Here is a 23086-nt window from a genome sequence, read left to right as displayed (position 1 = left end):
TCAAAACAAATTTAAATTAAAGTGGCAATGCGTTAGATTTTGTGATGATCGATCCTTTGGGAGTCACTTTCCACTTTGTTTGGTTCAATCCAATCAGGAAAGGGACGGACAACAGAGCGAGCAGCGCAAAATCGGAGCATAAGGTTAAGCTACTAAGAGCACACGGAGGATGCCTAGGCACTAGGAGCCGAAGAAGGACGTGGCGAACAACGATACTGCCTCGGGGAGCTGTAAGCAAGCGTCGATCCGAGGATGTCCGAATGGGGAAACCCGGCTGGATTAATCTCCAGTCACTCATACCTGAATACATAGGGTATGAAGAGGCATACCAGGGGAACTGAAACATCTAAGTACCCTGAGGAAGAGAAAACAATAGTGATTCCGTCAGTAGCGGCGAGCGAACGCGGAACAGCCCAAACCAGGGAGCTTGCTCTCTGGGGTTGTAGGACGTCTCACATGGAGTTACCAAGGATTAGGGTAGGCGAAGAGGTCTGGAAAGGCCCGCTAAAAGAGGTAAAAGCCCTGTAACCGAAATTCTAATCCCTCCGAGACGGATCCTGAGTAGTGCGGGGCACGTGAAACCCCGTATGAATCCGGCAGGACCATCTGCCAAGGCTAAATACTCCCTAGTGACCGATAGTGAAGCAGTACCGTGAGGGAAAGGTGAAAAGCACCCCGGAAGGGGAGTGAAATAGATCCTGAAACCGTGTGCTTACAAGAAGTCAGAGTCCTCTATATGGATGATGGCGTGCCTTTTGTAGAATGAACCGGCGAGTTACGTTTGCAAGCAAGGTTAAGTCGAGAAGACGGAGCCGCAGCGAAAGCGAGTCTGAATAGGGCGAATTAGTTTGTAGGCGTAGACCCGAAACCGTGTGATCTACCCCTGTCCAGGGTGAAGGTGCGGTAACACGCACTGGAGGCCCGAACCCACGTACGTTGAAAAGTGCGGGGATGAGGTGGGGGTAGCGGAGAAATTCCAATCGAACTCGGAGATAGCTGGTTCTCCCCGAAATAGCTTTAGGGCTAGCCTCGGAAAGAAGAGTCGTGGAGGTAGAGCACTGATTGGGTGCGGGGCCCGCCAAGGGTTACCAAGCTCAGTCAAACTCCGAATGCCATAGACTTATTATCCGGGAGTCAGACAGTGAGTGCTAAGATCCATTGTCAAAAGGGAAACAGCCCAGACCATCAGCTAAGGTCCCCAAGTGTGTGTTAAGTGGGAAAGGATGTGGAGTTGCACAGACAACCAGGATGTTGGCTTAGAAGCAGCCACCATTTAAAGAGTGCGTAATAGCTCACTGGTCGAGTGACTCTGCGCCGAAAATGTAACGGGGCTAAACACACCACCGAAGCTATGGCTTGATACTATGTATCAGGGGTAGGGGAGCGTTGTATGCGGATTGAAGTTGGACCGGAAGGACTGGTGGACTGCATACAAGTGAGAATGCCGGTATGAGTAACGAAAAGATCAGTGAGAATCTGATCCGCCGAAAGCCCAAGGTTTCCTGAGGAAGGTTCGTCCGCTCAGGGTAAGTCGGGACCTAAGGCGAGGCCGAAAGGCGTAGTCGAAGGACAACAGGTTGAAATTCCTGTACCACCGTAAACCGTTATGAGTGAGTGGGGTGACGCAGGAGGGTAGTGACGCGAGCTGATGGATGCTCGTCCAAGCAGTGAGGCTGATGTGTAGGCAAATCCGCACATCGATAAGGCTGGGCTGTGATGGGGAGGGAAAATTTATAGTACCGAAGGTCATGATCTCACACTGCCAAGAAAAGCCTCTAGCCAGGTGAAGGTGCCCGTACCGCAAACCGACACAGGTAGGCGAGAAGAGAATTCTAAGGCGCGCGGAAGAACTCTCGTTAAGGAACTCGGCAAAATGACCCCGTAACTTAGGGAGAAGGGGTGCCCCGGTAGTGTGAATAGCACGAGGGGGCCGCAGTGAAAAGGCCCAAGCGACTGTTTAGCAAAAACACAGGTCTGTGCGAAGCCGCAAGGCGAAGTATACGGGCTGACGCCTGCCCGGTGCTGGAAGGTTAAGGGGAGTGGTTAGGGATTCGTCCCGAAGCTATGAACCGAAGCCCCAGTAAACGGCGGCCGTAACTATAACGGTCCTAAGGTAGCGAAATTCCTTGTCAGGTAAATTCTGACCCGCACGAATGGCGTAACGACTTGGGCGCTGTCTCAACGAGAGATCCGGTGAAATTTTAATACCTGTGAAGATGCAGGTTACCCGCGACAAGACGGAAAGACCCCATGGAGCTTTACTGCAGCTTGATATTGGACTTTGATACGATTTGTACAGGATAGGTGGGAGCCTAGGAAGCCGGAGCGCCAGCTTCGGTGGAGGCGCCGTTGGGATACCACCCTGATCGTGTCGGAGTTCTAACCTAGTACCGTGATCCGGTGCGGGGACAGTGTCAGGCGGGCAGTTTGACTGGGGCGGTCGCCTCCTAAAGAGTAACGGAGGCGCCCCAAGGTTCCCTCAGAATGGTTGGAAATCATTCGAAGAGTGCAAAGGCAAAAGGGAGCTTGACTGCGAGACTGACAAGTCGAGCAGGGACGAAAGTCGGGCTTAGTGATCCGGTGGTACCGCATGGAAGGGCCATCGCTCAACGGATAAAAGCTACCCTGGGGATAACAGGCTTATCTCCCCCAAGAGTCCACATCGACGGGGAGGTTTGGCACCTCGATGTCGGCTCATCGCATCCTGGGGCTGAAGTAGGTCCCAAGGGTTGGGCTGTTCGCCCATTAAAGCGGTACGCGAGCTGGGTTCAGAACGTCGTGAGACAGTTCGGTCCCTATCTGTCGTGGGCGTAGGAAATTTGAGAGGAGCTGTCCTTAGTACGAGAGGACCGGGATGGACGCACCGCTGGTGCACCAGTTGTTCCGCCAGGAGCATAGCTGGGTAGCTAAGTGCGGAAGGGATAAGCGCTGAAAGCATCTAAGCGTGAAGCCCCCCTCAAGATGAGATTTCCCAACTAGTAAGACCCCTTGAAGACGACGAGGTTGATAGGCCTGAGGTGGAAGTGCAGCAATGTATGGAGCTGACAGGTACTAATCGGTCGAGGGCTTATCCAATATCTTAAATGCAAAATGAGTTTCGTATCCAGTTTTCAGGTGATCAAACATCTGATCCGATTTTGAAGCGAGTTACTGATTGTAACGAGCACAAAATCACGTTTGGTGGCGATGGCGGAGGGGTTCCACACGTACCCATCCCGAACACGACCGTTAAGCCCTCTAGCGCCGATGGTACTTGGACCGAAGGGTCCTGGGAGAGTAGGAGGCCGCCAAGCAATAAGAACCACTACCGATAACCGGTGGTGGTTTTTTTATCCCCAAGTGGATAACTGACGATGGAGATCAACGCTAGCCTATGGTTATCCTCAAATTGTACACAGTTGTTCACATTTTCCTCTGTATAGATCTGATATTCACCAGCCCAACTACGAAACATATCAATTCAGCATGAACTATGCACAGTCTTATTCACATATTCAGTTGATATATCAGAATTATATACTTCTATCCACATAAACAAGTCAATATCGACTCCACTACAAATTTATTATCCACAGAAAGCGTAGCGACTTTTGGTTTGATGATTCGCTATATAGATATCCACAGGTCTCTGGATTCTACGTTCTAATTTCCTTACAAGTGATATAACAGCAATAGCAGCTCTAACGGATGGGCTATTTCAGGTTTGTATCGATCGAAATTAGATGCCTGAAGCAAACATCGATATTCGCGATGATCAAATTACTGCAAAAATGCAGTTATTTTACTAAATTCATAGGTTTTACCGATAAAAGGATGTATTTTTGCATCCTTTTATTATTTTCCTCTGGATATATAGTTTTTTCGATTATAGCAAAGCAACAAATATACTCCCTAGAAAGCTCACCGTATCCACTCTTCCTCGAACTTTTTACGTCTTTCTTACCCTGATTTACCTATGAGATCTTACATCCTGTTACTACGGCTTTCCATTACCGACTGAACCTCACCCCGATCCTGCTTTACTTTGAATTTTTATAAAAACAAGTTGAATACGTCAAAAGACCTGCGCGGCAGCTTTCCTTATGATAGAGATAGGAATACAAATAGCGATGGAAAAGGGGCGTATCAATTGATGAGAAAGGGACTATCGTTGTTGGTTGTAACCGCTTTAATTATGGTTCTGGCAGCGTGCGGGAACAGTGGGGAGGGGAAGAGCAGCGGCGGAAAGAACGGGACGATCGGGATTGCGATGCCGTCCAAGACATTGGAGCGCTGGGTAAGCGATGGCGCCAACATGAAAAAGGAATTCGAGGACATCGGCTATGGCGTCGATTTGCAGTATGCAGAGGACGTTGTTGAGAATCAGGTCTCCCAAATCGAGAACATGATTACCAAGGGTGTTAAGGTCATTGTTATTGCTCCGATCGATGGAGAATCATTGACCGATGTATTGGATAAAGCATCAGAGGCAAATATCGATGTCATTGCTTATGACCGGCTGATCAAGAAGAGCAAGCATGTAAGCTTCTACGCTACATTCGACAATTTTAAAGTAGGCGAGCTGCAAGCGAACTATATTGTAGACAAACTGGGTCTTAAGGATGACAAAGGTCCGTTCAACATCGAGTTGTTTGGGGGCTCACCGGACGATAACAATGCTTACTTCTTCTACGATGGAGCGATGTCCGTGCTGCAGCCTTATATTGATAGTGGCAAGCTTGTTGTTCGCAGCGGCCAGACCTCAATGGATAAAATTGCCACAATGCGTTGGGATGGTGCTACAGCCCAAGCACGGATGGATAACCTGCTGAGCGCCAACTATGCAGATGCTACGGTAGATGCTGTTCTGGCACCGAATGATGCGATCAGCATTGGGGTTATCTCTTCCCTGAAGGGTGTAGGCTATGGTTCGGCGAATAAGCCAATGCCGATTCTGACTGGTCAAGACGCAGAGCTTGCCTCTGTAAAATCGATTATCGCTGGCGAGCAGACGTCGACTGTCTTTAAGGATACACGCGCTTTAGCGAAGAAGGTCGTCACAATGGTACAAAGCATCATGAAGGGTGAAGAGGCAGAAGTCAACGATACAACGACGTATGACAATGGCGAGAAGGTTGTTCCTTCCTATCTATTGGAACCGGTTATTGTAGACAAAGACAACTATAAGAAGATTTTGGTTGATTCGGGCTACTACACCGAAGATCAACTAAAGTAGTAAGGTAATTCAAAAAGTCCACTTTTGATCACGAGGTGAATCAGGAAGTGAGATCGGCATCGAATCTTGAATTCAGCCGGGTCAAGCGCATGCTTACGAAGTATGTTTCCTCCGGAAACATCTCAGGTGCTCACGTACAAACTACGTACGCTCCGCTCCTCAGACCCTAGCTTCATCCAACCTTCTCGGTGCTAGAAACCGGCCTTTTTGAACTTACATTATAATTCTTCAATGATTTAGTGGCGGCCTCTTCATGGCTGTCGCTAAATCATTTATGACGATATTTCCGAAAGCGGGGTGCAGCATCATTGACGACAGCAATTTTGGAAATGAGGAAGATTACAAAGACCTTCCCCGGTGTTAAAGCTCTCGAGAATGTGAACCTTCGTGTGCAAGAGGGTGAGATACACGCGCTGATCGGTGAGAATGGCGCCGGCAAGTCGACGCTGATGAAGGTATTGAGCGGTGTATATCCACATGGCACTTATGAGGGTGACATCCTATTCAAAGATGAAGTGTGCGAATTCAAGGATATTAAGCAGAGTGAGAATAAAGGGATCGTCATCATCCATCAGGAGTTGGCGTTAGTTCCTCAATTAACGATTGCAGAAAATATATTTATTGGAAATGAGCAGACAAGAAGAGGAATCATCAATTGGAACGAAACGATCGTCCGGACGAGAGAACTGCTGCAGCTTGTTGGTCTGAATGAGTCGCCGAATACGCCAATCGCGGAGATCGGTGTTGGGAAACAACAACTGGTGGAGATCGCCAAGGCCATCTCCAAGCAGGTGAAGCTGCTCATCCTGGATGAGCCGACAGCAGCGCTGAATGAGGATGACAGCGAGAATCTGTTGAATCTGCTGCTGGAATTCAAAAAGCAGGGAATTACCTCGGTACTGATCTCTCATAAACTCAATGAAATTACGAGGGTCGCTGACTCGATCACGATTCTGAGGGACGGCAAATCGATAGAGACATTGGATATGAAGAAGGACAACGTGACAGAGGATCGGATTATCAAAGGAATGGTTGGGCGCGAGCTGACGAATCGTTATCCGGAGCATACTCCGAAGCTGGGCGATCTATTTTTTGAGGTGAAAAATTGGAACGTATACCATCCCGTACTTGCGAATCGCAAAGTGATCGATAACTGCAGCTTTGAAGTGTGCCGCGGTGAGATCGTGGGTATTGCCGGTCTGATGGGCTCGGGGCGAACGGAACTAGCGATGAGCCTGTTCGGACAATCGTATGGACGACGCATTAGTGGCGAGATCCGTAAAGACGGGAAGCAGCTTCACTTGAAGAGTATTACCCAAGCCATCAAGGAAGGCATTGCCTATGTGACAGAGGACCGCAAGGAATACGGCCTGATTCTGAATGAAGATATCAAGCGCAATACGACACTCGCGGCGATGAACAAGATATCGAAATGGTTTGTTATTAATGATAACCAGGAAATCATCGTAGCTGAGGATTTTCGCAAGAAACTGAACATTAAGGCACCGAGCATTCTACAGAAGACCGGCAATTTGAGCGGGGGCAATCAGCAGAAGGTAGTACTTAGCAAATGGATATTCTCGGGGCCAGACCTGCTGATCCTAGATGAGCCTACGCGAGGGATTGATGTAGGCGCGAAATATGAGATTTATTCGATTATCAATGAGCTTGCCGATTCCGGCAAAGGCATCCTGATGATATCCTCCGAATTGCCAGAGCTGCTCGGTATGTGTGACCGAATCTATGTGATGAGCGAAGGAAGATTTACCGGGGAGATGCGAAGAGAGAATGCAACGCAGGAAGCATTGATGAGATTGATGACCAAGAGTAGGGGGAAGATCCAAGATGAGCACCATAACTAAACTGCTGCGCAACAATGTACGACAATATGGAATGTTCCTGGTCCTTGTACTAATTATGGGACTATTTCAAATTTTGTCGGACGGTACTTTGCTTAAGCCTCTGAATATTACGAACCTGGTACTGCAGAACAGCTATATCCTGATTCTAGTTATCGGCATGCTGTTGGTGATTATCACGGGGCATATCGACCTGTCCGTTGGCTCGATCGCAGCGTTCATTGGGGCTATGGCGGCCGTCATGATGGTCAATTACCACATGCCCTTCCCGCTCGCCATGCTGTTATGCTTGTTGATGGGAGCACTGATCGGTGCATGGCAGGGCTTCTGGGTTGCCGCGGTCGGGATTCCGTCCTTTATTGTCACACTGGCAGGGATGTTGCTGTTCCGCGGTCTTACGATGCTAGTGCTTGGCGGTCAATCCATCGGTCCATTCCCGGGCGGGTTCCGCAGCATTAGCTCGGGCTTCATTCCGGATATTCCCGGCAATTGGAATGTTCATATGCTGACCCTGCTGCTAGGCGCCGTGCTGTCGCTATTGTATATTTTTATGGAGTGGAGAGGTCGGATTACTCAGTCACGCTACCAATTTGAAGTGCTGTCACTACCTTTATTTATTGCTAAAGTAGCTTTTATAGTTATCATTATAAATTTATTCACCTTCGTATTATCCGCGTATAACGGAATTCCGAATGTACTTGTTATCCTGTTCGCCTTGGTTGTGTTATACACCTTCGTTATGCGTAAGACGGTTATGGGACGCCATATTTATGCCGTTGGTGGCAATGAGAAGGCGGCTAGACTGTCAGGCGTAAAGACGAAGAAGATGACCTTCTGGGTATTCGTCAATATGGGCGTTATGGCAGCTCTTGCGGGGCTGATCTTTACCGCGCGCTTGAATGCGGCTACTCCTAAGGCGGGCGTCAATTTCGAGCTTGATGCGATTGCGGCCTGCTTTATCGGCGGGGCTTCGGCATCGGGCGGTGTCGGTACCGTGATTGGTGCGATGATCGGTGGCCTCGTCATGGGCGTGATGAACAACGGGATGTCTCTAATCGGGCTTGGTATCGATTATCAACAAGGAATTAAGGGGCTTGTTCTGCTGCTGGCCGTAGCCTTCGATATTTACAATAAAAATAAAACAGCGGCATAACCGAAGCAAAATAGAGTTATCACCGTACCGCGATCATTGACCTGATTGAGGGTACGGTTTTTCTCTTCTCATAAAAAGAGAGCGCTTTATTTCAGGTGGAACGAAGTATAATTGAAAGGGGTCAAGCCAGCTGGTGAACCGACTACCTTGATAGCACCGGAGGGGGAAGTAGTGAAGAAACTAGTTATTCTATATTTTGTTCTGATCAGTCTTTTCTTGATCTATTTGTACTCGGCTTATACCCGCGGAGCAGCCGATCCGATGGAATCGGCCGTTGGACTTCGGGGAGAATCGGATGAGAAGTATGTGATGGTGAACTACCTCGCTGGCAACGAGTATTGGAAAAATACGCTGAAGGGCTTCGAGGATGCGGCAGAGGCGTTGGGCGTAACCGTGGAATACCGCGGAGCCACTCAATATGACGAGCATGAGGAAGTCACCGTGCTTGAACAGGTCATTGCCAAAAAACCTGCTGGAATTGCCGTCTCGGCCATTAACTCCGAGGCGCTGATTAACGTCATCGATAAAGCAGTTTCTTCAGGTATACCGGTTGTGCTGTTCGATTCCAATGTCCCTAATAGCAAGGCATACTCTTTTTTGAGTACGGATAACTATAATGCAGGGGTCGTGGCAGCCCATAAGATGGATGAGCTGATTGGAGAGTCGGGGACCGTAGCCATCCTTACTCAACAGAATCAATTGAATCAACAACAACGCGTCACCGGGTTCACCGAGACGCTCAAGGACCAGCATCCCCATCTTAAGGTCGTAGAGATCGTTGAGGACAAGGGGGATCAGGTCGTCTCCGAGAACAGGACAGAGGAACTGTTGCTGAGATATCCAGACCTGAAGGGAATCTTCGTCACGGAAGCCGTTGGAGGGATTGGCGTAGGCAATGCGCTGATAAATAACAATCGCAGCGATATCCAGGTTATTAGCTTTGATACCAATAAAGGGACGCTGGATTTGATCAAGAAAGGCGTTATATCTGCGACGATGGCTCAGGGCACCTGGAACATGGGTTACTGGGCATTAATGCAGCTGTTCCATCTGAATAATTCATTGGTCGAGCCGGTTGGAGATTGGCAGCAGGCTCAGGTTCCTCCACTCCCGACCTATGTGGATACCGGAATATCCGTTGTAACCAAATCCAATGTCGAACATTTCTATGCTAAATAACCGCTGCATCTTCGTTTGGGATTGGGGGGAACAAGCATGCGAACCAAATGGCTGCAATTCGATAACTGGTCGATTCGCGACAAACTGATCCTGCATATTTTGCTAATTAGCATTTTTCCGGCTCTCTGCCTTGGACTGTTAATTTCATGGGCTACCAGCTACACCATCGAAGAGCAAGTCAACGGGCAGACATCCCAGTTGATTGGCAATGTGAATAAATCTCTCGATTATCATGCTAGCAATATGCAGAATGTATCATATCTGATTTCCTTTAATCCGGAGATAGGGAAGTTCTTTGCTGAAGGCGCCTCGGCTTTTCCAGGGGAACAGGAGCGCTATAAGACGCTGAAATTCCTCCAGGGCTTCACGACACTTCACTCCGAGATCGCTGGGATTATGGTCGTTAACCATAAGGGGGAGTATTTAAGCAACGAGATGTATGCACGCACCAGCCGGAACTTGACGGAAGAGAACTGGTATCAGGATGCCGTTAAGGCGAAGGGGATCTTCAAACTCGTCGGACATCCGGTCAAAAGAAATGTAACGAGCCACGCTAATTACAAGGATGAGGAGGTCGTCTCCTTCGTTCGTGCAGTGCTTGATCCGGAGACCCAGGCCGTGCAGGGCGTCGTGCTGATCGATTTCAAATCGCGGCTGATCGCCGAGGTGGTCCGCGATGTCAGACTCGGCAAGTCGGGGTATCTTATCGTGATGGATGACAAGGGAGACGCACTCTATGCCCCTAAAAACTCCATCGTTGACCAGCTTGATCGGGAACGAATCTTAACGGACAATGCGGGAGATTTTGCGGAAAAGGTAGATGGCAAGCCGATACAGTATATCTATCAAAAATCATCCTTTACGGGCTGGACGACAGTCGGTGTCTTTCCGATGCAGGATAGAATCCAGGGGATCAATGAGATTAATCTGTATATCGTCTCTTTTGTATTTCTCGTTAGCTTGCTGGGAATCGCAGCATCCTATTATTTGTCCTACTCGATCTCCCGTCCGATTATCCAACTGTCGTCGTTCATGCATAAAGTTGAGAACGGCAATATGAGCATTCGTTATAACGGCAAACGCCGTGATGAAATCGGCATGCTTGGCAATAGCTTCAACCAGATGCTTGCGCAGATCAAGCGCCTGTTAAGGCAGGTTAATGAGGAGCAGCGCTTGAAGCGGGAGGCGGAGCTGCGTAGTCTGCAGGCTCATATCCAACCTCATTTTCTCTATAATACGCTGGATACGATCCAGTGGCTGGCCAGAAAAGACGGGGCTTATGAGGCAACAGAAGTGGTTGAATCCTTATCGCGTCTATTTCGGATCGGACTCAGTCGGGGGAAAGAGATTATTCCGCTTGCCGATGAATTTGAACATATCCGTAGTTATCTGATGATTCAGAAGACTCGTTATAAAGACAAGCTGAACTACAGTATCGATATTGAGCCGGAATTAATGAATCTGTTCGTAATCAAGTTGATCCTGCAGCCCGTCGTGGAGAATGCCATCTATCACGGCATTAAGGAGCGGCGTGGGCCAGGCTTCATATCAATCCGTGCAACCGCTGAGGAAGGAATGGTTGTCATTAGGATTGAAGATGACGGTAACGGTATGACTGAGGATAAACTGAGCCTACTGCGCACACAGCTAGATCAGGTCGGCAAGACCGATTACATGCAGCCTACACCGCAAGAGAAAGGCGAGGAAGAGGGAGGGCCTCTTAAAAGCTATGGACTTAGGAATGTGCAAGAACGGATTCGCCTCAGCTACGGAGAGCCTTACGGAATATCAATTGATAGTCAATGGAAGAGCGGGACGGTAGTGACGATTCGTCATCCTATTATGCATCGGGAGGAGTAGAGCGATGAATCAGAAGTGGAAGGTCATTATAGCGGATGATGAGTTTATTATCCGCGAGGGAATTAGGGGTTCAATAGATTGGGATAGACTGAATCTGCAGGTCGTCGGGGAAGCGGAGGATGGAGAAGAAGCATTAGAACTGGCACTGAAGGAGCAGGTTAATATCCTTATCGTGGACCTCAGTATGCCGATTATGGACGGCTTGACATTGATCAGCGAGCTTCGCGATCAGCTTCCTGGTTGTAAAGTAATCATTATTACCGGGCATGATGAATTTGTTTACGCCAAGAGAGCGATCAAGCTCAGCGTCGACGACTATATCTTGAAGCCCGTTAATCCGGGACAATTAATGGAGGTGCTAGCGGGCGTTTCTAGGAAGCTGGAGATAGAGTCTACCAATGAGAAAATACTCGATATTGCCTCGAAGCAGCTTGACAAGAATGTGTCGCTGTTGCGGGAACGCTTTTGCCTGGAATGGATCGAAGGTGATGTAAGCGAGGATGAGATTGCAGGACAACTGGCCTTCCTGCAAATGCCGGAGAGGCTGCCCGATATGGTTGGGATCGTCCGCTGGCCGGAACAGTCCAAGGGGAAGGCGTTCATGTCCGAGAAGGATCGGCAGCTCTTGCTGTTCGCAATCGAGAACGTGATTGAAGAATTGATTGGGGAGACGAGAGATGCCGAGGATTACGTCCATTTCCGTGATCAGACCGGGATGATCGTCGTATTGGTCTGGGGAAGCCGAGACACCACGATTGGCACTCGAATTACTGAAGCCTGTGAGAAGTATCTGGATCTGGCCGTGCTTGTCAGTTTTCAATTGAACGAAGGAAATGTAAATTTACCGGAGCTGTATACAGCAGCCAAGACGATGGTCAACCGGGAAGCGCGCATGTCCGATTTCGTCAGAAAAGCGCGGGAAATAATCGAGCAGCGATACAGCGATCCCGAGCTGAATTTAGAGTTCGTGGCGGATGAGCTTGGCGTGTCGTCCGTGTATTTGAGCCGTATTTTTAAGCAGGAGTCAGGTCAGTCCTTCATTGGAATGTTAACCCATGTTCGAACGACGATGGCAATCCGCCTGCTGGTGGGGACGAAGCTGACAATGCATGAGATCGCTGAGAAGACAGGCTACGATTCACAGCATTATTTCAGCACCTCCTTTAAGAAGGTCGTCGGTATACCACCGAATCTTTACCGCAAGAGCTTTCTCGAGGGATAACAGATGGTTATAAGTCTAAGAATATGAACATCCCATTGGCAAATTCAAAAATTGTGCTATAATAAAATCAAAGTCAAAGAAAGTCAAAGTCAACATACGGCTAGTTGTTATAAAGTGAGGTTCAAAAAGATTCGATGCCGAGATCACTTCTTGAATAACTTCGTGTTAGATATAGAATTTATAAGTTATCAGCGTAGCTGATGAAATTTATATATCGCAAGAAAACCTACCTTTGAATCGCGGTCGCTCATCCATGAATTGGCCTCGATTGGTTTTCTTATCAAAAGTGACTTTTTGAACTACCTCTAAGGCCTTTGGTATTAAATTGGAAGCACCCTCTGATATTCAAACCGAACAGTGCGGTTAATAATAGGTATATGGGTTATCCAATATTGGCTGTATGTTGGAGTAATGAGCAATGGAGGATGGGTGATGCGTAATATTTCCGATATTATCGAGAAGCACCTTAAGAGCATTTTGCAAGAGAGTCCGGAGGGCGCTGTAGAGATACAGCGTAATGATCTGGCAGACAGGTTCTCCTGTGTTCCATCTCAGATTAACTATGTCATCAGCACACGCTTTACGCTGGAGAAGGGTTATCTGGTGGAGAGCAAGAGGGGCGGAGGAGGTTATATTCGCATCCGTCGTATCGAGCTCCCCGGCCCGATTAGTTTGCATACTCATCTTCAGCATACGATCGGAGATGAGATGGGCCAGACGGCGGCAGAGGGATTGATCTATCAACTGGAGGAATCACGGTTCCTCACCCGAAGGGAAGCAGCGCTAATGAAGGCGGCTATATCTCGGGAAGTGCTGATGGTGAAGCTGCCGTACCGCGATCAGATCCGGGCGCAAATGATGAAGGCGATGTTGATTTCTTTGTTAGGTTAATGAGTCTATCCAGTTAAGGAGGGATTCCAATAATGCAATGCCAAGAATGCGGTAAACGTCCTGCCACGCTCCATTTTACGAAAATCGTGAATGGGGAGAAGACAGAATTTCATATTTGTGAAGCATGCGCCCGCGAGAAGGGAGAATTAATTCCTGGAACGGCGGGAGGCTTCTCGATTCATAGCCTGTTATCCGGTCTGCTCGATTTTAGTCCTGCGACTTCTAGTCAGGCCTCGGGTGTGAAGCCTGCGGAGAACCTGCACTGTGAGAAATGCGGGTTGACCTATTCTCAATTCAGCAAGCTGGGTCGGTTCGGATGCAGCTCCTGTTATAAATATTTCAATGATCGTCTGGACCCTCTATTAAGAAGAGTTCATGGCAATACGACACATGTCGGTAAGGTGCCAAGACGGGTTGGAGGGCATATCCATATGAAGCGTAAGCTGGATGATCTCCGCCGGGAGCTACAATACCGGGTTCTTCATGAACAGTTCGAAGAAGCAGCGGCACTGCGCGATCAGATCCGTGAACTCGAGAAGAACATTTCCGCAGAGTAAGGAGGAATTGCGATGGGAAATCTTCAATTTACAGAGCAGCCGCTTAGCGAGTGGATGAATCGTGACGGAAATGAATCGAATATTGTAATTAGCACCCGGGTGCGGATCGCTCGCAACCTGGTTGAATGTCCTTTTCCTATATTGGCTACGAATCAGCAATCGGAGGAGGTGTTGAACCAGTTCGAACAGGTGCTCAGCGATGAACGGATGCAGCCGTTCGGACAGCTCCATCCGATTGAGCTTGATGATCTGGACGATCTGGATAAGCAGGTTCTGGTGGAGAAGCATCTGATTAGTCCGAGCTTGGTTACTGAATCAAGAAATGGCGCGGCATTCATAAGCGATGATGAGAGCTTGAGCATCATGGTGAATGAAGAGGACCACTTGAGGATTCAATGTCTGTATCCGGGACTTCAGGTCAAAGAGGCCTGGGAAAAGGCGTCGGCTGTCGACGATATCTTCGAGGATCATGTCGATTATGCGTTTGACGACAAGCGTGGTTACTTGACTAGTTGTCCGACGAATGTCGGTACAGGGCTGAGAGCTTCCGTAATGATCCACCTGCCTGCGCTGGCTCTTACGAGTCAGATCGGGCGGATTTTGTCGGCTGTGACTCAGGTCGGTCTGGCTGTGCGCGGGATTTATGGCGAAGGCAGCGAGACCGTCGGCAACCTGTTCCAGATCTCCAATCAGATTACGCTGGGACAGAATGAATCTGAGATTATTGACAACCTGTATGGTGTCGTAGTACAAATTATTGAACATGAAAAAGCAGCCAGGGAAAAATTGCTTTCTGACTCGCGAATCCGTATTATGGATCGTATAATGCGTTCATATGGAATATTATCCTATTCCGAAATCATCGATTCGAAGGAAGCGGCGCAGCGTCTGTCAGACGTTCGGCTCGGTGTGGATCTTGGTTTCGTGAATGTACCCTTCCATGCTCTAAATGAATTGAACGTCATGACACAGCCAGGCTTCTTGCAGAAGAGGCAGGGGGGAAACATGTCGCCAGGAGAGCGGGATATATACCGCGCCAAGGTGATACGCGAGCATTTGAAGGATAATTTGCAATAAAGTGTGTGTAAAAGACCGGTTTTCAGCACCGAGAAGGTTGGATGAAGCTAGGGACTGAGGAGCGGAGCGTACGTAGTTTGTACGTGAGCACCGGAAGGCCCGGCTGAATTCAAGATTCGATGTCGAATAAGCTCTCAGTGTTACTTCGTGATTAAAAGCGGTTGGAATAGATTTAATTTGGAGGTGTATTGGATATGATGTTTGGTAGATTTACAGAACGCGCCCAGAAGGTACTGGCACTCGCTCAGGATGAGGCGGTCAGACTCGGGCATAACAATATCGGAACGGAGCATATTCTACTGGGATTAATCCGTGAAGGCGAAGGCATTGCAGCCAAAGCTCTTATCGGTCTTGGTCTTGGTTTGGAGAAAATACAAGATGAGGTTGAGACTTTAATTGGACGCGGTCAGGAACAGCCGATTAATATTGCCTATACGCCGCGTGCAAAGAAAGTTATCGAGCTGTCGATGGATGAAGCACGTAAGTTAGGCCACACCTATGTGGGTACCGAGCATATCCTGCTGGGATTGATCCGTGAAGGTGAAGGCGTAGCTGCACGCGTACTTAACAATCTGGGCATCAGCTTGAACAAAGCACGTCAGCAAGTGTTGCAACTGCTGGGCAGCAGCGAAGCCGTATCCAGCCATCATGGCGCACCCGTTAATGTGAATACGCCAACGCTGGATAGCCTTGCTCGTGATTTGACCGCTACCGCCAAAGAGGGTAACCTCGACCCGGTAATCGGACGTAGCAAGGAGATCGAACGCGTTATCCAAGTGTTGAGCCGGCGGACGAAGAACAATCCGGTACTTATCGGTGAGCCTGGTGTTGGTAAGACCGCGGTTGCCGAAGGGTTGGCTCAGAAGATTGTAAATAATGAAATCCCTGAGACATTGCGCGACAAGCGCGTCATGACTCTTGATATGGGTTCTGTCGTAGCAGGTACGAAATATCGCGGCGAATTCGAGGACCGCTTGAAGAAGATTATGGATGAGATTCGCCAAGCTGGTAATATCATCTTGTTCATCGACGAATTACACACTCTGATTGGTGCTGGTGGAGCCGAAGGAGCCATCGATGCTTCCAACATTCTGAAGCCAGCCCTGGCCCGTGGTGAGCTGCAATGCATCGGGGCAACTACGCTGGACGAATACCGCAAGTATATCGAGAAGGATGCGGCTCTGGAACGCCGTTTCCAACCGATTACAGTCGACGAGCCATCTGCGGATGAGACGATTCAGATTTTGCATGGCCTTCGCGATCGCTACGAAGCGCATCACCGTGTAAAAATCACGGATGAAGCGATTGAGCAAGCAGTTAAATTGTCCGACCGTTACATTCAGGACCGCTTCTTACCGGACAAGGCGATCGACTTGATTGATGAGGCGGGCTCCAAAGTAAGACTGAGCACATATACGGTACCGCCTAATTTGAAGCAACTGGAGAGCCGTCTGGAGGATATTCGCAAGGAGAAGGACGCGGCTGTACAAAGTCAGGAATTTGAGAAAGCGGCTGCCCTGCGCGATACCGAACAGAAGATTCGCGAAGAGCTTGATGTGACGAAGAACCAATGGAAAGAAAAGCAAGGGCGCATGGATTCTGAAGTGACTCCGGAGGATATCGCCGAGGTTGTGGCTAGCTGGACAGGGATCCCTGTCAACAAGCTGAAAGAAGAAGAGACCGAGCGTCTCATGAATATGGAGTCCATCCTGCATGAGCGTGTTATCGGCCAGGATGAAGCCGTTAAGGCGGTCAGCCGGGCTATCCGCCGGGCACGTGCCGGACTCAAAGATCCGAAGCGCCCTATGGGCTCCTTCATCTTCCTTGGACCAACAGGTGTAGGTAAGACCGAATTGGCCCGTGCTTTGGCTGAAGCAATGTTTGGCGATGAGAATGCGGTCATCCGTATCGATATGTCAGAGTACATGGAGAAGCATTCCACCGCTCGTCTGGTTGGCGCGCCTCCAGGATATGTCGGTTATGAAGAAGGCGGTCAATTGACCGAGAAAGTACGTCGCAAGCCATATTCGGTAGTGCTGCTTGACGAGATCGAGAAGGCGCATCCGGAAGTATTCAACATCCTGCTGCAAGTGCTTGAGGATGGACGACTGACCGATTCCAAGGGCCGTGTTGTCGACTTCCGTAACACGCTGATCATTCTGACCTCTAACGTCGGAGCAGAAGCGATCCGCCGCAATACCAAAATGGGCTTTACTGCCGTGACGGATGCAGGTGCGGATTACGATAATATGAAGTCCAAGGTAATGGAAGAACTGAAGAAGGGCTTCCGTCCCGAGTTCCTGAACCGGATCGATGAGATTATCGTGTTCCATTCACTCGAAGAAAAGCATATTGGAGAAATCGTAACGCTGATGTCCGAAGAATTACGGAAACGGCTGAACGACTTCGATGTGGACTTCGTGCTGACAGACAAAGCGAAGGCGTTTCTGGCTAAGGAAGGCTATGATCCGACTTATGGTGCTCGTCCATTGCGCCGGGCGATTCAGAAGCATATCGAAGACCGTCTGTCTGAGGAATTGCTGACCGGTAAGGTGAAAAAGGGCGATTCCCTCACGATTGATGAAGAAAATGGTGAATTAACCGTGAAGAAGACCGGGGATTTTGTGAAAATGGTATAAATTGTTGACTTTGTCCAAAATTTCACCTAAATCTCTTCATTAGAGCGACTAAATTGCCGATTAACATAATAAAAGCAGCTTCCAGGGCAGGATTGCTTTGGAAGCTGCTTTTTTGCAAATATAATACATAATTTTTCTTCATTTGATTTATTTTCAAGAATACTTACATGTTTTTTCAGAAGTTAACGAAAATTGTTTGCACGCAAAACTTTACGCCAAATCGATAACAATGATAAACTTTGATTATTAGCTTTGTGGTGCAACCTGCAAGGTTTGTTAAATATTGCGAAAGTAAGAAGGAGAGATTAATGGCAAAAGTAAAAATAAAGTTCTTCTGTACCGATTGCGGCTATGAATCACCGAAATGGTACGGGAAATGTCCTGGGTGCGGGGCATGGAACAGCATGGTGGAAGAAACGGAGAAAGTGGTCAAGACGCAGGGGATTTCCTCCGGCATATTTCATACGAAAGAAAAGCCACTTCCGATCATAAATATAGAGAGTGGCCAAGAGCCGCGAATCCTTACCGGGATTGGAGAGCTTAACCGAGTACTGGGCGGAGGGATTGTCCCTGGATCGCTGGTGCTGGTTGGCGGGGATCCTGGAATCGGCAAATCAACATTACTACTGCAAACCTCGAACGAGATGGCCAATTCAGGCAGGAAAGTTCTTTATGTCTCCGGAGAAGAATCGGTTCGTCAGACGAAGCTGCGGGCCGAGAGGCTCGGGGCATTATCCCCGAATCTCTACGTCATGTGCGAGAGCAGTATCGATGGAATTGAGGAAGCGATCAATGAAGTTAAGCCAGATTTCCTCGTCATCGACTCCATTCAGACCGTATATATGCCAGAGGTCACCAGCGCGCCCGGAAGCGTCTCCCAAGTGCGGGAATGTACGGCCCGGTTCATGCGGGTTGCCAAAGGGCAGGGAATCGCTACGGTATTGGTTGGACATGTTACGAAGGAAGGGGCTATCGCCGGACCGCGCATGCTGGAACATATGGTCGATTGCGTACTCTATTTTGAGGGCGAGCGTCACCATTCATACCGTTTGCTGCGTGCGGTGAAGAACCGTTTTGGCTCCACCAATGAGATGGGTATCTTCGAAATGAATGAGGCTGGTTTAGAGGAAGTTCTGAATCCTTCGGAGTTATTCCTCTCCGAACGCCCGCTTGGCGTTGCAGGTTCTACAGTAGTGGCCAGCATGGAAGGGACCAGACCGATGCTGGTCGAGCTTCAGGCTCTGGTTGCGTCAACTTTATTCCCCTCCCCGCGTAGAATGGCTACGGGTGTGGATCATAACCGGATGAATCTGATTATTGCCGTGCTGGAGAAGCGAATGGGCATGTTCCTGCAGAATCAGGACGCCTATGTTAATCTTGCCGGTGGAGTGAAGCTTGATGAGCCTGCCGTAGACCTAGCAATTGCCGTCAGTTTAGCCTCCAGCTTCCGCGATGTGCCTACGAAGCCCTATGATGTCGTCTTTGGCGAAGTCGGGCTTACCGGGGAAGTCAGAGCGGTCTCACGCGTTGAACAGAGAGTGAAGGAGGCTGCGAAGCTTGGCTTCAAACGGGTGATCCTGCCTGAGAAGAGCCTGAAGGGCTGGCAGGGACCCAAAGAGATCGAATTAATCGGTGTAAATACCGTTGCAGATGCGCTTGCTGTTGCATTAGATTAGGGGGCACAATAATGAAAGAAACAACTCAGGCAGAGAAAATGAATGATTTGCTGAAGCTCGTGGCTCCGGGCACTTCCTTTCGGGATGGGTTGGAAAATGTGCTGCGTGCTAAGACCGGCGGTTTAATTGTAGTCGGCTATAGCCCCGAAGTGATGGAGGTTGTAGAAGGCGGGTTTTCCATCAATTGCGATTTTTCTCCTAACTATCTGTACGAATTGGCCAAGATGGATGGATCCATCATTCTTAGTGAAGATTTAAAACGGATATTATATGCAAATACACAGCTGATCCCGGATTCGTCCATCGCTTCATCGGAGACTGGGATTCGCCATAGAACAGCGGAACGTGTTGCTAAACAGACGGGCAAGCTGGTCGTATCGATCTCACAGCGCCGCAATATTATTACTCTGTATCAGGGAGGACTGCGATACGCGCTGAAGGAGAGCGGTGAAATTCTGACCAAGGCGAACCAGGCGATTCAGACGCTAGAGAAATATAGGGCGGTACTCAACCAGGCTTTGACGAATCTGTCTGCTTCAGAGTTCGAGGAATTAGTGACGATTCCCGAAGTTGTGAATGTGATGCAGCGCGTGGAGATGGTTATCCGTATTAAGCTGGAGATCAAGCGTTTCATTAATGAGCTTGGAATTGAAGGTCGACTAATTAGCATGCAAATGGAAGAGCTGGTCAGCAATATGGAGGAGGAAGCCTGGCTTCTCTATAAAGATTATGCCAAGGATGATAGTGACGATGCGATCCGGGAGATAATTCTTGGTCTGAAGCGATCGAGTGACGATGAGCTATTGGATGATGTTCACATCACCCGTCTGCTCGGTTATCCTTCCGCGGCGGCGACTTCAGAAGAGATCATATCCCCTCGTGGTTATCGCGTATTAAATAAGATCCCTCGTCTACCCAATGTCATCATTCATAATTTGGTTGAACGGTTCCGCGAGCTGCCGGAAATACTAATGGCGTCGATTGAAAAACTTGATGAGGTTGACGGTATTGGGGAAGCAAGGGCGCGTGCGATTAAGGAAGGGCTGAAGCGAATACAGGAACAAGTGTTCATTGACAGGCAAATATAATTCCCCTATCATGAAGTGATGATTAAGGGGAATAATTATTAGAGGTGAAGAGATGATTACAAAATCAATCCCAAACCTTTTTACACTGAGCAACCTGTTCATGGGGATGATCGCTATAATGCTGGCGATGACCGGGAGGTACAGCCTGGCTTCCATCATGATCATCGTGGCAATGTTAATGGACGGTTTGGATGGGCGTGTTGCCAGAGCTTTGAATGCCCAGAGCGATTTTGGCAAGGAACTCGACTCTTTATCCGATGTGATCTCATTTGGGGTAGCTCCTGCACTCATTATGTACATCATTTCTTTCCAGAACATCCAGCCTGGTCTGGCTTGGACGGTTACAGCCATATTTCCGATGTGCGGTGCGCTTAGACTTGCTCGCTTTAATGTTCAGTCCGGAATCCCAGGATATTTCATCGGATTGCCGATTCCTGCAGCAGGCGGGGTTGTAGCAACATTGGCCTTATTTCATAACAATATCAGAGCCCCATATTTTATTGTCACGATGCTTCTATTGTCATACCTGATGGTCAGTTCAGTGAAGTATCCGAATTTCAAGAAGGTTGGTATTCCTAAGAAAGCTATTGCCTACGCTCCCGTTGTCATTATTGTTGCTATCATCGTCGCGGTTTTCTTTCCGGAGCAAATTTCCAAGCTGGTCTTTATTCCTTTGGTTCTTTATGCCGGGTATGGGCTTAAGCAGAATTTCGACAGATTGCTTCGCCGCAAAAAACATCATGACGAGGAAGCTGATGAGGTATTCCGGTCGAAATAGCGTAGTATAAATAAAAAGGCATTCATCTTGCCGCTTCGGCGGTAGATGATGCCTTTTTTTCGTGGCTTGATACTCCTATGCTGACATCCAGCTGGATTAAGACATGTTGAACAGTCCCAAAGTTGCGCATTTTTGCGATTCGCGTTCCAAAATTTCTTCCATATCGATATCAAGCAAATTGCATAAAGCCGACATGTAGAACAGGCTTCTACCAAGCTCATTCGTAATCACATCCCGGCAATTCTCACATAGCTCGCCCTGAACATGCTTGTTTATCGTCTCTTTGGCCTGCTGCAAATTCATACCAGGCTCAAAATCCTGCTTGGTGGCGTGCAGCTCGATACAGCCGCATTCGGTAATCGCCTTGGTAACGGAACGGGTCGCTGCGGCATTAGTTTGTCCCATTTTGGACATAACGTCCAGCAAACTGCGGTGACGGAGCAACAGTTCAGAAACTTGATCTTGAAAAGAATGAAGGCTTGGTGCGCTCATTTTCCATCCACCTCAATATTATGAATTGAGTCCATTATATGCCACATTTTCCTCACTAATCAACCAGAAATCCCATAATAACGGGATAGGGAGGCAAATTATATAATCATCGTAAAAGGCAGACAAACGGAGAAATGAGGAAAAAAAGTCTTTCTCTCTGGATTACACTGTGAAAAATTGGATCATACTGGATAAAGAAAGTATACAATTTTTGGAGGTGAAGAGAAGGACATGCTTAAGAAAAGTTTATTGATTCTATCCGGTCTGGCTGGTGCCTGGTTCGGATATACCGCTACAGGACTCGCCGGAGTTTTCCCGGAACCGCTTCGCTCCTGGTTTGCTGACATGCCAATGATTGCGGGGCAGCTTATTCTGGCGGTTGCTGGTGCTTGTCTTTTTTTATTCATGTACTCGCTTGTTGCTGAGACGCTTGCTACACAAATTGGGCGCCTGATTACCCGGTTGACGGAGATTCCTATGAATAAAATGGCGGCCGGAACGCTCGGATTAACTGCAGGACTTCTTCTTTCATTACTGCTCTATCCCGTATTGTCCTGGCTAGGTTCACTAGAGGTATTCGCCCAATTGGCGGCTTCAACCCTATTTGGCTACATAGGACTGTATGTTGCACTGGAGAAGAAGGACGAACTGTCCGCTCTGTGGAAATCAGGGCAGTGGGGCAGCGCCGTGCAGGAAGAAGAGAAGCTAGAGCATCATAAAATATTGGACACTAGCGTCATTATCGATGGACGTATCGCGGATATTTGTAAGACGGGTTTCATTGAAGGGACGATTGTGATCCCAGGATTTGTGCTTGAGGAGCTTCAGCATATTGCGGATTCTTCAGATCTGCTTAAGCGCAATCGCGGCCGCCGTGGTCTGGATATTCTGAATAAGATTCAGAAAGAACTGGACGTGAAGGTCATGATCTATGAAGGGGATTTCGAAGAGATCTCGGAAGTGGACAGCAAGCTGGTCAAGCTGGCTAAGGTGCTTCAGGGCAAAGTCGTTACCAATGATTTTAACTTAAATAAGGTATGTGAGCTTCAAGGTGTATCTGTGCTGAATATTAATGATCTGGCCAATGCGGTTAAGCCGGTCGTTCTGCCTGGCGAAGAGATTATGGTGCAGGTGATCAAGGATGGCAAGGAGCATGGACAAGGCGTAGCCTATCTGGATGATGGAACGATGATCGTCGTTGAAGGTGGGCGGGATTTTATCGGTAACATTACTGAGGTGCTTGTTACCAGCGTATTGCAGACTTCTGCGGGACGAATGATCTTTGCCAAGCCGAAACTGTTGGAAAAAGCCCAGTAAATTCGGTATGATGAGAATAAATGTGAGGATGCCCCTGTTTTTTTAATGCGAGGGGTACCTATATGTATGTGTTCAAAAAGTCT

General features: G+C 48.4%; 15 protein-coding genes and 2 rRNA genes. 16 read left to right on the top strand and 1 reads right to left on the bottom strand.

Annotated elements, in window-relative coordinates; translation table 11 throughout:
- The first annotated feature begins 142 nt into the window (after positions 1 to 142).
- From EI981_RS25715 to pssA, 15 genes are all read left to right on the top strand, one after another.
- Positions 143 to 3075 (top strand): 23S ribosomal RNA (locus EI981_RS25715).
- 101 nt (positions 3076 to 3176) lie between these two features.
- A 5S ribosomal RNA gene (rrf, locus tag EI981_RS25710) occupies positions 3177 to 3293 on the top strand.
- 839 nt (positions 3294 to 4132) lie between these two features.
- The gene (chvE, locus tag EI981_RS25705) at positions 4133 to 5215 is read left to right on the top strand and encodes a multiple monosaccharide ABC transporter substrate-binding protein (protein WP_127003075.1); all 1083 of its coding nucleotides are present in this window, start codon (positions 4133 to 4135) and stop codon (positions 5213 to 5215) included.
- Between the two features lie 308 nt (positions 5216 to 5523).
- Complete coding sequence (gene mmsA, locus EI981_RS25700) at positions 5524 to 7077, top strand: multiple monosaccharide ABC transporter ATP-binding protein (RefSeq protein WP_127003073.1); 1554 nt, start codon at positions 5524 to 5526, stop codon at positions 7075 to 7077.
- Positions 7061 to 8227 (top strand): multiple monosaccharide ABC transporter permease, encoded by a 1167-nt coding sequence (gene mmsB / locus EI981_RS25695; RefSeq protein ID WP_127003071.1) that lies wholly within the window; start codon positions 7061 to 7063, stop codon positions 8225 to 8227. Before mmsA ends, mmsB begins: the two co-directional genes overlap by 17 nt.
- Positions 8228 to 8398: 171 nt before the next feature.
- Positions 8399 to 9406: a substrate-binding domain-containing protein gene (locus EI981_RS25690; RefSeq protein WP_127003069.1), complete on the top strand. Its 1008-nt coding sequence runs from the start codon at positions 8399 to 8401 to the stop codon at positions 9404 to 9406.
- Positions 9407 to 9442: 36 nt separating this feature from the next.
- A complete protein-coding gene (locus EI981_RS25685) occupies positions 9443 to 11266 on the top strand; it encodes a cache domain-containing sensor histidine kinase (RefSeq protein WP_127003067.1) in 1824 nt (607 codons plus the stop codon).
- A gap of 4 nt (positions 11267 to 11270) precedes the next feature.
- A complete protein-coding gene (locus EI981_RS25680) occupies positions 11271 to 12488 on the top strand; it encodes a response regulator transcription factor (protein ID WP_127003064.1) in 1218 nt (405 codons plus the stop codon).
- Positions 12489 to 12920: 432 nt separating this feature from the next.
- Positions 12921 to 13379 (top strand): CtsR family transcriptional regulator, encoded by a 459-nt coding sequence (locus EI981_RS25675; protein ID WP_127003062.1) that lies wholly within the window; start codon positions 12921 to 12923, stop codon positions 13377 to 13379.
- Between the two features lie 32 nt (positions 13380 to 13411).
- Positions 13412 to 13936 carry a protein-arginine kinase activator protein McsA gene (locus EI981_RS25670; RefSeq protein ID WP_127003060.1) on the top strand — a complete coding sequence of 175 codons (525 nt, stop codon included), beginning with the start codon at positions 13412 to 13414 and terminating at the stop codon, positions 13934 to 13936.
- Between the two features lie 12 nt (positions 13937 to 13948).
- Positions 13949 to 15013 carry a protein-arginine kinase McsB gene (locus EI981_RS25665; RefSeq protein WP_127003058.1) on the top strand — a complete coding sequence of 355 codons (1065 nt, stop codon included), beginning with the start codon at positions 13949 to 13951 and terminating at the stop codon, positions 15011 to 15013.
- A 194-nt stretch (positions 15014 to 15207) separates the two neighbouring features.
- On the top strand, positions 15208 to 17652 hold the full coding sequence (clpC, locus tag EI981_RS25660; protein ID WP_127003056.1) for an ATP-dependent protease ATP-binding subunit ClpC: 2445 nt from the start codon (positions 15208 to 15210) through the stop codon (positions 17650 to 17652).
- Between the two features lie 308 nt (positions 17653 to 17960).
- Positions 17961 to 19328: a DNA repair protein RadA gene (gene radA, locus EI981_RS25655; protein ID WP_127003054.1), complete on the top strand. Its 1368-nt coding sequence runs from the start codon at positions 17961 to 17963 to the stop codon at positions 19326 to 19328.
- Positions 19329 to 19339: 11 nt separating this feature from the next.
- The gene (gene disA, locus EI981_RS25650) at positions 19340 to 20416 is read left to right on the top strand and encodes a DNA integrity scanning diadenylate cyclase DisA (RefSeq protein ID WP_127003052.1); all 1077 of its coding nucleotides are present in this window, start codon (positions 19340 to 19342) and stop codon (positions 20414 to 20416) included.
- Between the two features lie 52 nt (positions 20417 to 20468).
- Entirely contained in the window at positions 20469 to 21194 is a 726-nt protein-coding gene (gene pssA, locus EI981_RS25645; RefSeq protein WP_127003050.1) for a CDP-diacylglycerol--serine O-phosphatidyltransferase, read from the top strand.
- A 96-nt stretch (positions 21195 to 21290) separates the two neighbouring features.
- Here the strand turns inward: pssA and EI981_RS25640 are convergent, their stop codons facing one another.
- Positions 21291 to 21686 (bottom strand): nucleoside triphosphate pyrophosphohydrolase family protein, encoded by a 396-nt coding sequence (locus EI981_RS25640; protein WP_127003048.1) that lies wholly within the window; start codon positions 21684 to 21686, stop codon positions 21291 to 21293.
- Positions 21687 to 21917: 231 nt separating this feature from the next.
- Between EI981_RS25640 and EI981_RS25635 the strand changes: the two genes are divergently transcribed.
- Positions 21918 to 23003, top strand: a complete 1086-nt coding sequence (locus EI981_RS25635; protein ID WP_127003046.1) for a PIN/TRAM domain-containing protein — start codon at positions 21918 to 21920, stop codon at positions 23001 to 23003.
- The last annotated feature ends 83 nt before the right edge of the window (positions 23004 to 23086 follow it).

The organism is Paenibacillus lutimineralis (assembly GCF_003991425.1).
Taxonomy (GTDB): domain Bacteria; phylum Bacillota; class Bacilli; order Paenibacillales; family Paenibacillaceae; genus Fontibacillus; species Fontibacillus lutimineralis.
Note: the sequence above shows the minus strand (reverse complement) of the source record. Positions and strands in the feature narration are given on the sequence as shown.

Excerpts from the sequence above, each read along its gene's own strand:
- chvE (WP_127003075.1), top strand. The coding sequence starts at position 4,133 with ATGAGAAAGGGACTATCGTTGTTGGTTGTAACCGCTTTAATTATGGTT.
- mmsB (WP_127003071.1), top strand. The coding sequence starts at position 7,061 with ATGAGCACCATAACTAAACTGCTGCGCAACAATGTACGACAATATGGA.
- EI981_RS25685 (WP_127003067.1), top strand. The coding sequence starts at position 9,443 with ATGCGAACCAAATGGCTGCAATTCGATAACTGGTCGATTCGCGACAAA.
- EI981_RS25680 (WP_127003064.1), top strand. The coding sequence starts at position 11,271 with ATGAATCAGAAGTGGAAGGTCATTATAGCGGATGATGAGTTTATTATC.
- EI981_RS25675 (WP_127003062.1), top strand. The coding sequence starts at position 12,921 with ATGCGTAATATTTCCGATATTATCGAGAAGCACCTTAAGAGCATTTTG.
- EI981_RS25670 (WP_127003060.1), top strand. The coding sequence starts at position 13,412 with ATGCAATGCCAAGAATGCGGTAAACGTCCTGCCACGCTCCATTTTACG.
- EI981_RS25665 (WP_127003058.1), top strand. The coding sequence starts at position 13,949 with ATGGGAAATCTTCAATTTACAGAGCAGCCGCTTAGCGAGTGGATGAAT.
- clpC (WP_127003056.1), top strand. The coding sequence starts at position 15,208 with ATGATGTTTGGTAGATTTACAGAACGCGCCCAGAAGGTACTGGCACTC.
- radA (WP_127003054.1), top strand. The coding sequence starts at position 17,961 with ATGGCAAAAGTAAAAATAAAGTTCTTCTGTACCGATTGCGGCTATGAA.
- disA (WP_127003052.1), top strand. The coding sequence starts at position 19,340 with ATGAAAGAAACAACTCAGGCAGAGAAAATGAATGATTTGCTGAAGCTC.
- pssA (WP_127003050.1), top strand. The coding sequence starts at position 20,469 with ATGATTACAAAATCAATCCCAAACCTTTTTACACTGAGCAACCTGTTC.
- EI981_RS25640 (WP_127003048.1), bottom strand. The coding sequence starts at position 21,686 with ATGAGCGCACCAAGCCTTCATTCTTTTCAAGATCAAGTTTCTGAACTG.
- EI981_RS25635 (WP_127003046.1), top strand. The coding sequence starts at position 21,918 with ATGCTTAAGAAAAGTTTATTGATTCTATCCGGTCTGGCTGGTGCCTGG.